Raw genomic sequence first — 12013 nt, forward strand, 5'->3', positions numbered from 1 at the left:
AGGCCAGCCCTCATCGGAGAACCCCTCCGAGAGGGACCCGTGCTCCCTTCCGCGAGGGGGCACAGCCCCGGAGTCGAGGGCGCACCGCGGCTCCACTTGGTCTAGACCTGCGATTCGCATCGCGGCTGGACCGACATGTATAAGAGAACCTGCCCGAACCACGGGCGACCCTCCGCTACTGCGGCCACGAGGACGTGACCGCCCCGACGGTAACGGACAGGGACGCCCCGCACACGGGAACCGGCCGTAACCCGGCCACACAACCGAATCTTGACGCAGCAGGGCCAATGTCGTCCCGGATGCGCTTTTCACGAAGCCGACGAAAGACGACAGGAGGGTAGATGCCTGCTGCTCAGGTGCGGCGTTCGTCCGTCCGAACGAACGCGGAAGCCACGTCCCAGGGCCTGTACGACCCCGCCTTCGAGCACGACGCCTGCGGTGTGGGCTTCGTCGCCGACCTCAACGGCCGACGCAGCCACGAGATCGTCCAGAAGGCACTCACCGTCCTGCGCAACCTCGACCACCGAGGCGCCTCCGGGGCCGACCCCGACGACGGTGACGGCGCGGGCATCCTCACCCAGATCCCGCACGAGCTCTACACCGAGGTCTGCGACTTCGACCTGCCCGACGCCGGCGCCTACGCCACCGGTATCGCCTTCCTGCCCGCCGACGCCGCCGCCCGCGCGGACGCCGTCGCGCGCATCGACGCCATCGTCGCCGACGAGGACCTGACCGTTCTCGGCTGGCGCGAACTGCCCTTCGAACCGCAGTACAGCGGCCCCGCCGCCCGTGAGGCCATGCCCTCCTTCGGCCAGCTGTTCATCACCGGCCGCCAGGGCACCCCCACCGAAGGCCTCACCGGCATCGCCCTGGAGCGCTACGCCTACTGCGTCCGCAAGCGCGCCGAACACGAGACCGACGTCTACTTCCCGAGCCTGTCCCCGCGGACCATCGCCTACAAGGGCATGCTCACCACCCCGCAGCTGGAGCCGTTCTTCCCCGACCTGTCCGACCGGCGCTACACCTCCGGCCTGGCCCTGGTCCACTCCCGGTTCTCCACCAACACGTTCCCGTCCTGGCCGCTCGCCCACCCGTTCCGCTACGTCGCGCACAACGGCGAGATCAACACCGTCAAGGGCAACCGGAACATGATGCGGGCGCGCGAGGCCAAGCTCGCCACCGACCTCATCCCCGGCGACCTCGACCGGATCTTCCCCATCGTCGACCCCGACGACTCCGACACCGCCTCGTTCGACGACGCCCTCGAACTGCTCCACCTGGGCGGACGCTCGCTCCCGCACGCGGTGCTCATGATGATCCCCGAGCCCTGGGAGAACCACACCGAGATGGACCCGGCCGTCCGGGCCTTCTACGAGTTCCACTCCACCCTCATGGAGCCCTGGGACGGACCCGCCTCGGTCACCTTCACCGACGGCACCGTCGTCGGCGCCGTCCTGGACCGCAACGGCCTGCGCCCCGGCCGCTACTGGGTCACCGACGACGGCCTCGTCGTCCTGGCCAGCGAGGCCGGCGTCCTCGACATCGACCCGGCCGCCATCGTCCGCAAGGGACGCCTCCAGCCCGGCCGCATCTTCGTCGTGGACACCGACCAGGGCCGCATCATCGAGGACGAGGAGATCAAGGCCGAACTGGCCGCCGAACACCCCTACCAGGAGTGGATCGACGCCGGCCTCGTGCGCCTGACCGACCTGCCCGACGCCGAACCCACCCCGGTCGCCGAACTCAACCTCGCCCAGCAGGTGTTCGGCTACACCGAGGAGGACCTCCGCGTCATCCTCACCCCGATGGCCCGCACCGGCGCCGAACCCATCGGATCCATGGGCACCGACACACCCGTCGCCGCCCTCTCCGACCGGTCCCGCCAGCTCTTCGACTACTTCTCGCAGAACTTCGCGCAGGTCACCAACCCGCCGCTGGACGCCATCCGCGAGGAGATGGTCACCAGCCTCAACACCCTGCTCGGAGCCGAGGGCAACCTCCTCAAGGCCGAAGCGGGCGACACCCGGCGCCTCGTCCTGTCCACACCCGTGGTCGACCAGGCCCAGCTCGCCGCCATCGTCAAGGCCGGAACCACCAACCCGGCCCTGCGCACCTTCACCGTCGACGGCACCTACCCCGTCGACGGCGGCGGCGACGCGCTCTCCGCACGCCTCGACGAGATCAACACCGAGGTGTCCCAGGCCATCGCCGACGGCGCCCACATCCTCGTGCTCAGCGACCGCGGCGCGGACGCCACGCGCGCGCCCATCCCGTCGCTGCTGCTCACCGGCTCCGTCCACCACCACCTCGTGCGCGAGAAGACCCGAACCGAGGTCGGACTGGTCGTCGAGGCCGCCGACGTGCGCGAGTGCCACCACGTCGCACTCCTCATCGGCTACGGCGCCTCCGCCGTCAACCCGTACCTGGCCCTGGCCAGCGTCCAGGACCTGGTCGAGCGCGGCGTCATCGGCGGCATCGACGCCGACCAGGCCGTCGCCAACACCGTCAAGGCGTTCGGCAAGAGCGTCCTGAAGATCATGTCCAAGATCGGCGTGTCCACGGTCAGCTCCTACACCGGCGCGCAGATCTTCGAGGCCCTCGGCCTCGGCCCGGAGGTCATCGACCGGTGCTTCACCGGCACCACCTCCCGCCTCGGCGGCGTCGGCTTCGACGTCCTCGCCGAGGAGGTCGCCATCCGCCACCGCCGCGCCCACACCGCCAACCCCAACGCCCACCGGCGCCTGGAGGTCGGCGGCGAGTACCAGTGGCGCCGCGAGGGCGAGCCGCACCTGTTCAACCCCGAGACGGTCTTCAAGCTCCAGCACTCCACCCGCACCCGCCGGTACGAGATCTTCAAGGAGTACACCTCCAAGGTCGACGACCAGGCCGAGAAGCTCATGACCCTGCGCGGACTCTTCCGCCTCAAGGAGGGCGTGCGCGAACCGGTTCCGATCGACGAGGTCGAGCCCGTCTCCGCGATCGTCAAGCGCTTCTCCACCGGCGCCATGTCCTACGGCTCCATCTCCGCCGAGGCGCACGAGACCCTCGCCATCGCGATGAACCGCCTCGGCGGCAAGTCCAACACCGGCGAGGGCGGCGAGGACCCGGCCCGCTTCACCCGCGACGCCAACGGCGACCTGCGCCGCAGCGCCATCAAGCAGGTGGCCTCCGGCCGGTTCGGCGTCACCTCCCACTACCTCACCAACGCCGACGACATCCAGATCAAGATGGCCCAGGGCGCCAAGCCCGGCGAGGGCGGCCAACTGCCCGGCCACAAGGTCTACCCGTGGGTGGCGCAGACCCGCCACTCCACCCCCGGCGTCGGGCTCATCTCCCCGCCGCCGCACCACGACATCTACTCCATCGAGGACCTCGCCCAGCTCATCCACGACCTCAAGAACGCGAACCCGTCCGCGCGGGTCCACGTCAAGCTGGTCTCCGAGGCCGGAGTCGGCACCGTCGCCGCCGGCGTGTCCAAGGCCCACGCCGACGTCGTGCTCATCTCCGGCCACGACGGCGGCACCGGCGCCTCCCCGCTGAACTCGCTCAAGCACGCGGGCACCCCCTGGGAGCTCGGCCTCGCCGAGACCCAGCAGACCCTGCTGCTCAACGGGCTGCGCGACCGCATCGTCGTCCAGACCGACGGCCAGATGAAGACCGGCCGCGACGTCGTCATCGCCGCCCTGCTCGGCGCCGAGGAATACGGTTTCGCCACCGCGCCCCTCGTCGTCTCCGGCTGCGTCATGATGCGCGTGTGCCACCTCGACACCTGCCCCGTCGGCGTCGCCACACAGAACCCGACCCTGCGCGAACGCTTCTCCGGCAAGGCCGAGTACGTCGTCAACTTCTTCGAGTTCATCGCCCAGGAAGTCCGCGAGTACCTCGCCCAGCTCGGCTTCCGCAGCCTCGACGAGGCCATCGGCGCCGTCGACCTGCTCGACACCACCGAGGCCGTCGACCACTGGAAGGCCCAGGGCCTGGACCTGAACCCGATCCTGCACGAGGTCGAGCCCTGGGCGGGCGACCACCGGATGCACACCCGCACCCAGGACCACGGCCTGGAGAAGGCCCTGGACAACACCCTCATCCAGCTCGCCGAGGGTGCCCTGGACTTCGGACAGCCCGTCAAGCTCGAACTGCCGGTACGCAACGTCAACCGCACCGTCGGCACGATGCTCGGCCACGAGGTCACCAAGCGCCACGGCGCCGACGGCCTCCCCGCGAACACCATCGACATCACCTTCACCGGATCCGCCGGCCAGTCCTTCGGCGCGTTCGTGCCCAAGGGCGTCACCCTCCGCCTCGAGGGCGACGCCAACGACTACGTCGGCAAGGGCCTCTCCGGCGGCCGCCTCATCGTCCGCCCCGACCGGTCCTCCCAGCTCGCCGCTGAGGACCACATCATCGCGGGCAACGTCATCGGCTACGGCGCCACCTCCGGCGAGATCTTCCTGCGCGGCATCGCCGGCGAACGCTTCTGCGTCCGCAACTCCGGCGCCACCGCCGTCGTCGAGGGCATCGGCGACCACGGCTGCGAGTACATGACCGGCGGCCGCGCCGTCATCCTCGGCCGCACCGGCCGCAACTTCGCCGCGGGCATGTCCGGAGGCGTCGCCTACGTCCTCGACCTCGACCCCCACCGGGTCAACCCCGAGATGGTCGACATCGAGGAACTCACCGACGAGGACCGCGTCCTCCTCACCGACGTCCTCACCCGCCACCGCGACGAGACCGGCTCCGCCGTCGCCGAACGACTCCTCGCCGACGGCCCCGCCGCCCTCGACCGCATCGCCAAGGTGATGCCGCGCGACTACAAGCGGGTCCTGCTCGCCCAGGCCGAGGCCGAACGCGACGGCCGCGACGTCAACGAGGCCGTCATGGCCTCCGCGCAGTCCTGAGCGTCAGCGAACACGAAAGGAGGAACACACACCATGGCTGACCCCAAGGGTTTCCTGAAGATCACCGAACGCGAACTGCCCGCCCACCGCCCGGTGGACGTGCGCATCCAGGACTGGCGCGAGGTCCACGAGGACTTCGACCGGGGCACCGTCACCAAGCAGGCCTCGCGCTGCATGGACTGCGGCATCCCCTTCTGCCACAACGGCTGCCCGCTCGGCAACCTCATCCCCGAGTGGAACAACCTCGTCTACACCCACGACTGGGCCGAGGCGATCGAACGCCTGCACGCCACCAACAACTTCCCCGAATTCACCGGACGGCTCTGCCCCGCCCCCTGTGAGTCCGCGTGCGTGCTCGGCATCAACCAGCCCGCCGTCACCATCAAGAACGTCGAGGTCTCCATCATCGACCGCGCGTGGGAGGAGGGCTGGGTCAAGCCCCTGCCCCCCACCACCCGCACCGGCAAGAAGGTCGCCGTCGTCGGCTCCGGCCCCGCCGGACTCGCCGCCGCACAGCAGCTCACCCGCGCCGGACACGACGTCACCGTCTACGAGCGGGCCGACCGCGTCGGCGGCCTCCTGCGCTACGGCATCCCCGAGTTCAAGATGGAGAAGCGGCACATCGACCGCCGCCTCGCCCAGATGACCGCCGAAGGCACCACCTTCCGCACCAGCGTCGACATCGGCGTCGACATCACCGTCGACCAGCTCCGCGCCGACAACGACGCCGTCGTCCTCACCGGCGGCGCCACCGCATGGCGCGACCTGCCCGCCACCGGACGCGAACTCCAGGGCATCCACCAGGCCATGGAATACCTGCCCCTGGCCAACCGGGTCCAGGAAGGCGACTACGACACCCCGGCCATCACCGCCGAGGGCAAGCACGTCGTCGTCATCGGCGGCGGCGACACCGGCGCCGACTGCGTCGGCACCGCCCACCGCCAGGGCGCCGCCTCCGTCACCCAGCTCGAGATCATGCCCAAGCCGCCCGCCAAGCGGCCCGACCACCAGCCATGGCCCACCATGCCCATGCTGTACAAGGTCACCAGCGCGCACGAGGAGGGCGGCAAGCGGATCTACTCCGTCAACACCCTCGAATTCCTCGGCGACGAGAACGGCAACGTCCGCGCCCTCAAGCTCGTCGAGGTCAAGCGCACCGACAAGGGCTTCGAACCCGTCGAGGGCACCGAACGCGAGATCCCCGCCGACCTCGTCACCCTCGCCATGGGCTTCGTCGGCCCCCAGAAGGAGGGCATGATCGAGCAGCTCGGCGTCGAACTCGACGGACGCGGCAACGTCGTCCGCGACGCCGACTACAAGACCAGCGTCGACGGCGTCTTCTGCGCCGGAGACATGGGCCGCGGCCAGTCCCTCATCGTCTGGGCCATCGCCGAGGGCCGCTCCGCCGCCGCCGGAGTCGACCGCTACCTCAGCGAGACCACCACCCTGCCGGTCGCCATCCCGCCGACCGAACGGCCCCTGGTCTGACCCCACCACCGACGGCGCCGGGCTCGGGGACACACCCCGCGCCCGGCGCCGCCCTAGGCTGATGGCATGCTCTACCGCCTGATCGGTGACGCCGCCATGGTGACCCACCTGGCGTTCCTCCTCTACGTCGCCCTCGGCGGATTCCTCACCTGGCGCTGGCCCCGCACCCTCTGGATCCACGCCCCCGTCGCCCTCTACGCACTCGGCATCACCCTCATCGGCTGGGCCTGCCCCCTCACCCACGTCGAGAACTGGGCCCGCGCACGCGCCGGACAGACCGGACTCCCCGGCGCCAGCTTCGTCGACCACTACCTCACCGGCGTCGTCTATCCCGAGGAACACCTCCGCACGGTCCAACTCGCCGTCGCCGCGGCCGTCCTCATCTCCTGGATCGGGCTGGCCGCATTCGCCTACCGGGGGCGACGCAAGGAGAACACTCCGTAACCAGCGTAAAGATCGCATATATTGCACGGCCGACTATTCTCCGCGACGATCCGCTGGTCGTACCGTCGAAGACATGAGCGTTGTGACCTGGGACGCATACCACGCGGCGGAGCACTTCACCATGCGCACCGCGCGCCTGATCGACCGCCACCGCTTCGCCTACCACTTCCAGAGCGGCCCCGCCGCCCCGATCCGCTCCGCCCTGGCCGCCTACCGCAACCTCGACGGCGGCTACGGCAACGGACTCGACCCCGACATGCGCGGCCACGCCAGCCAGCCCGCCGCCATCGCGATCGCCCTGCGCTACCTCGACGAACTCGGCCCCATCCCGCACAACATCGGCACCGGCGCCTGCCAGTTCCTCGCCAACGTCTGCGACCCCGACGGCAGCGTCCCCTTCGTCCTGCCCACCATCCGCCACACCGAGGCCGCACCCTGGTTCCTGGAGACCGAGGACTTCTCCGGGCGCCTCGACATCACCGCACTCATCTGCGGATACCTCCACAAACACCACATCACGCACCCCTGGCGCGACACAGCCACCGCCTACTGCTGGAAACGCGTCGACACCCTCGCCTGGACCGACCCCCACGAGGCCATCGGCGTGTGCGCCTTCCTCCAGCACGCCCCCAACCGCACCCGCGCCCTGAGAGCGGTCAACCGGCTGTCCACCATGATCCGCGCCGTCATCGACGTCCACCCCCGCCCCGAGGGCGGAGCCCACACCCCACTCGACCTGGTCCCTGACCCGCACCACATCGCCCGGCCTCTGTTCACCGACGCCGAGATCAGCCGCAACCTCGACGTCTTCGAGGAACAGCAGCGCGCCGACGGCGGCTGGGACGCCGCCCCTGGCCACTGGGACCCCGCGGCCACCCTCGAACGCGAAGGCATCCGCACCATCCAACGCCTGCGCGTCCTCCGCGCCTACGGCCGCATCGGCACCTACCTGCCCCAACCCAGGAGCGACCGATAGGTAGGAGCCTCCGCCCCGCCCCGGACCGTCCCTAACCCAACGCCAGGAACCGCACACCGGCCGCCGACAACGCGTCCCGCTCCACACCACCCTCCGAACGGCCGGTCACCGCACGCACCGCGGCCTCAGCCGCCGCGCCACCCGACCACACCCCCGGAAACACCCGCTCCAACGCCGCCCGGTCCGCCGCACCGAACACCAGGCGCGTCACCAGATCCAACCCGGACCGCGTCGTCCACGGCTCCCGCCCCAACGCGTCCGCCAGATCCCAGCCATGCAGCACCACCTCCACCACACGCGTCACCAGGAAGTCCCTCAGGAACATCGGATCACCATGCCGTGTGAACACCCGACGGCCACCGTCCTCGGCCGCCAGCCGCGCACTCAGCGCCGCCCAGCCCTCACGCAGCACCCGCCCCGGCTCCCCAGCGTCCGCGCGCCGAGCCGCGGCCTCCACCGCCGACCGCACCCGCTCCCCGTTCACCTCCGAGGAGAACCGCACATCCGGCGCGTAGTACCCCGCCGCCGACACCAGCTCGACCCCCCGCCCAGGAGCCTGGGCGTCCAACATGCCGTCCACCCGCAGCACCGCCCCCACCGCGTGCGCCGCCAACGCCGCCACATCCCACGGCTCGCACCGCGTCGGCGACACCGCCCCCTCCTCCGACAACCCCTCCAGAACCCCCGCCAACACCGCCGTCTCCGACTCCAAAGCCGCCACGACCTCTTCGTAGGCGAACACCACGCACCCACCCCCACACGAACCCCGCAGACACCGACCGAACCCCAACGGACCCCGCCCCACCAGGCGGATCCACGCCCCACCACCCCCGCCACCGTTCGCCCCACCGCAGCCAGACATACGTCCATTCGCAACCTGGTTTAGACCACTCCATCCCCCAGACGCTCTAGAGTTGGAGACGTGACACGTCGAGCAAAAATCGTCGCGACCCTCGGTCCCGCCACCTCGAGCCCGGAGACACTCCGCAAGCTCGTCGACGCCGGACTGGACGTAGCGCGACTCAACCTCAGCCACGGAACCCACGACGACCACAGCGCCAACCTCGCCAACGTGCGAGCCGCCGCTGAGGCCGCACAACGATCGGTCGGCGTCCTCGCCGACCTCCAGGGCCCCAAGATCCGCCTCGGCACCTTCGCCGACGGGCCCCACGAACTCGCCCCCGGCGACGAGTTCACCATCACCACCGACGACATCCCCGGCGACGCCACCCGAGTCTCCACCACCTACAAGGGACTCCCCGGCGACGTCCGCCCCGGCGACCGCGTCCTCATCGACGACGGCCGCGTCGTGCTGGAATGCACCAAGACCACCAGCACCGACGTCCACACCCGGGTCGTCTACGGCGGAGCCGTCTCCAACCACAAGGGACTGAACCTCCCCGGCGTCGCCGTCAGCGTCCCCGCACTCACCGACAAGGACGAGGCCGACCTGCGCTGGGCCCTCCAGCACGGCGTCGACATGGTCGCGCTCTCCTTCGTCCGCAGCCCGGCAGACGCCGAGGAATGCCACCGGATCATGGACGACGAGGGCATCACCGTCCCCCTCATCGCCAAGATCGAAAAGCCCCAGGCCGTCGAACGCCTCCACGACATCATCGAGGTCTTCGACGGCGTCATGGTCGCCCGCGGCGACCTCGGCGTCGAACTGCCCCTGGAAAACGTTCCCATGGTGCAAAAACGCGCCATCGAACGCTGCCGCGACAAGGCCAAACCGGTCATCGTCGCCACCCAGATGCTCGAATCCATGATCGGAGCCCCCCGGCCCACCCGCGCCGAGGCCTCCGACGTCGCCAACGCCGTCCTCGACGGCGCCGACGCCGTCATGCTCTCCGGCGAGACCAGCGTCGGAAAGTACCCGATCGAGACCGTCGAGACCATGGCACGCATCGTCAGCGCCGCCGAACAGGAATCCCTCCGCGCCTCGCACATCCTCACCCGGGTGCCCGAGACCACCGGAGGAGCCATCGCCCGCGCCGCCGCCGAGATCGGAGCCACCGTCGGCGCCAAGGCACTCGTCGCCTTCACCATGTCCGGCGAGACCGCGCGCCGCCTCGCCCGCTACCGGTCGCCCATCCCCCTGATGGCGTTCAGCACCGAGGCCAGCACACAGGGCCTGCTGTCCCTCGTCTGGGGCACGGAGACCAACCTCGTGCCGTGGGTCGACAACACCGACGACATGGTCCGCCAGGTGGAGGCCGAACTCCTCCAGCTCGGCGAGTACACCAAGGGCGACAAGGTCGTCATCGTCGCGGGCAGCCCGCCCGGGACCGTGGGATCCACCAACTCCCTGCGCGTCCACAAACTCGGCGACGCCGTCGCACTGAACACCCAGTAACACCCAGCCGCACCGGAGCGCCCACAAGGCGCCCGCAGACGGGCCGCATCAGGTCCGGCCCGGAGGAAGGCGAATGAGCCGCGCCGACCATCCGGGCCAGGACCGGTGCGGCCGACGCGTATCCGGAGCTAGTGCTGCTCCTGACCGCTGGACACCCCGCCCTCGGAGATCACCCGCTCCAACGGCATGTCCCACGGCAACAGGTTCCACGGACTGGCCGGATCCTCCGTCAACAGCCCCAACGCCGTCCACACCCGGTCGGCACCCCCGTGCTCACCCTCCACACCGCGCTCCGGCCACAACAGGTACCCGGCGTGGAAGGCCACCGACAACTGGTGCCACGACGAATAACGACGCTGCAGGTCGGAGGCCACCCGACGCAACAGCGTCTGCGTCTCCACCGGGCTCAGCCAGTCCAACGTCGCCCCACCGCACACCAGACGGATCACATGCACCGACTTCCACCACTGGAAGGCACCGATGATCACCGTCTCGTCGGCCTCCGGAGCGTCGGCCACCGAACGCAGCCGTTCGATCTGCTCCGCGGTCAACCGCACGGTCGCCCCCGTGGAGTGACCGCCCTGCTCCCGGGGCAGCCGCGACTTCGCCACGCCCGCGCGCAGGTCGACCACCAGGTCGAGGGACGGGCCCGAGTGCAGCTCCGCCTGGAGCTCCTCGACCGCGGCCAGGAGGGACTCACGGTCGATCACGCCCCACTGCTGGTCCAGGACCCGCCGGTAGCGGCGGCGCAGCGACGGCCGGGCCACCACGTCCCAGGGCTCGGCGAGCGCGACCCGGAACGGGGCCGCGACGGCGGCGGCCCACCGCTCGGTGCTCAGCGGGGCCTCGGGGTCCTTGGTCCGCACGGCGGGCGACTCGCGCGACCCGACGACCAGCTCGGCGAAGGAGCCGACGACCAGGGCCACGACGGGCAGGAACGACCATCCGGGCTGGTCGAGGGCGACGAGCAGCACGATGAGGAGCGCGAAGGGCGCCAGCAGCCACGGCAGGCGGCGCCGGGACCCCCAGGCCACCACGACCCAGGCGCCGATGACGAGTGCGCCGATCACCCCGGCCACCGCGGTCAGCACCTGCTGCTCCTCTCCTGGAAACCTCTCTGCACAACAAGGATCGGGGACGTGGGGCCCGAACGGCGCCCGAACCCACGGGTTGTACCCAGGTTGTGGCCGTGATGTGACCGGTTCAGCCCGCTTGCCCCGGCATAAAGTGACAAAAGGCCCAAGTGGGGTCGAACTGGCTGGGTAGATACCAAGGTTCTGGCCCGAACCTTCGGGCCCCGATCGCGGTCAGTACTTGGGGCCGACGAAGGAGTCCATCCGCGTCACGGCGGCCTTCCGGGAGATGGACACGATGTGCGCGTCCCTGTGCGGCGGCTTCTTGTTGACGTGGCTCTTCCAGGCGATCCCCAGCCGGTCGAGGGCCGCGGTGAAGATCCCGATGATGTCCGTGGACACGTTGGTGAAGTGGTAGCGGGGATAGTCGTAGTACTTCCACTCGCCCTGGACCATCCTCCGCACCCGATTGGTGATCCGACATCCGTCGGAGTGGATCAGTCCTCGAACGAACGCTTCGGGATGGGCGTCGACGACCTCCTGTTGCCATTCCGCCAAGGCGATGGTCCGGTGGTGTTTCTTCCCCGGACCGTGTTGGGGGAAGAGGCATGGCCAGTGCTTCCAGTCTCCGTAGACCTCTGTGCAGCCTGTGCACGGGGCCGTGTTCACGCGACGCCCCGGGTGGACACTGGCCATGCTTGACGAGCACTGTTCGATCAGGCCTGGCCAAGAGTCCGAGCAGAGGATTCGTAGGCGATGGACACCACGGCCGCCGTCA

At 69.9% G+C, this 12013-nt stretch carries 8 protein-coding genes; 5 read left to right on the plus strand and 3 right to left on the minus strand.

What is annotated here, in order from left to right:
• Nucleotides 1-341: 341 nt before the first annotated feature.
• The 4 genes from gltB (at nt 342) to KIK06_RS03645 (ending at nt 7806) form a co-directional block, all read left to right on the plus strand.
• Nucleotides 342-4898 (plus strand): glutamate synthase large subunit, encoded by a 4557-nt coding sequence (gene gltB, locus KIK06_RS03630; protein WP_268641891.1) that lies wholly within the window; start codon nt 342-344, stop codon nt 4896-4898.
• 33 nt (nt 4899-4931) lie between these two features.
• Complete coding sequence (locus KIK06_RS03635; protein WP_268641892.1) at nt 4932-6386, plus strand: glutamate synthase subunit beta; 1455 nt, start codon at nt 4932-4934, stop codon at nt 6384-6386.
• 66 nt (nt 6387-6452) lie between these two features.
• Nucleotides 6453-6830, plus strand: a complete 378-nt coding sequence (locus tag KIK06_RS03640; RefSeq protein WP_268641893.1) for a DUF2784 domain-containing protein — start codon at nt 6453-6455, stop codon at nt 6828-6830.
• A gap of 82 nt (nt 6831-6912) precedes the next feature.
• On the plus strand, nt 6913-7806 hold the full coding sequence (locus KIK06_RS03645; protein WP_268645839.1) for a prenyltransferase: 894 nt from the start codon (nt 6913-6915) through the stop codon (nt 7804-7806).
• Between the two features lie 31 nt (nt 7807-7837).
• Here KIK06_RS03645 and KIK06_RS03650 read toward each other — a convergent pair whose 3' ends face one another.
• Nucleotides 7838-8548 (minus strand): maleylpyruvate isomerase N-terminal domain-containing protein, encoded by a 711-nt coding sequence (locus KIK06_RS03650; RefSeq protein WP_268641895.1) that lies wholly within the window; start codon nt 8546-8548, stop codon nt 7838-7840.
• A 180-nt stretch (nt 8549-8728) separates the two neighbouring features.
• Here KIK06_RS03650 and pyk point away from each other — a divergent pair, with 180 nt between their 5' ends.
• On the plus strand, nt 8729-10162 hold the full coding sequence (gene pyk / locus KIK06_RS03655; protein ID WP_017597185.1) for a pyruvate kinase: 1434 nt from the start codon (nt 8729-8731) through the stop codon (nt 10160-10162).
• Between the two features lie 128 nt (nt 10163-10290).
• Here pyk and KIK06_RS03660 read toward each other — a convergent pair whose 3' ends face one another.
• Together KIK06_RS03660 and KIK06_RS29215 are read right to left on the minus strand one after the other, a co-directional pair.
• A complete protein-coding gene (locus KIK06_RS03660; protein ID WP_268641897.1) occupies nt 10291-11253 on the minus strand; it encodes a DUF1266 domain-containing protein in 963 nt (320 codons plus the stop codon).
• 216 nt (nt 11254-11469) lie between these two features.
• Nucleotides 11470-11793 (minus strand): LAGLIDADG family homing endonuclease, encoded by a 324-nt coding sequence (locus KIK06_RS29215; protein WP_327084691.1) that lies wholly within the window; start codon nt 11791-11793, stop codon nt 11470-11472.
• Between the last annotated feature and the right edge of the window lie 220 nt (nt 11794-12013).

The organism is Nocardiopsis sp. EMB25 (assembly GCF_026797795.1).
Classification (GTDB): domain Bacteria; phylum Actinomycetota; class Actinomycetes; order Streptosporangiales; family Streptosporangiaceae; genus Nocardiopsis; species Nocardiopsis lucentensis.

Bases quoted from the DNA above. Each gene is read 5' to 3' on its own strand.
- gltB (WP_268641891.1), top strand. From the start codon at position 342: ATGCCTGCTGCTCAGGTGCGGCGTTCGTCCGTCCGAACGAACGCGGAA.
- KIK06_RS03635 (WP_268641892.1), top strand. From the start codon at position 4,932: ATGGCTGACCCCAAGGGTTTCCTGAAGATCACCGAACGCGAACTGCCC.
- KIK06_RS03640 (WP_268641893.1), top strand. From the start codon at position 6,453: ATGCTCTACCGCCTGATCGGTGACGCCGCCATGGTGACCCACCTGGCG.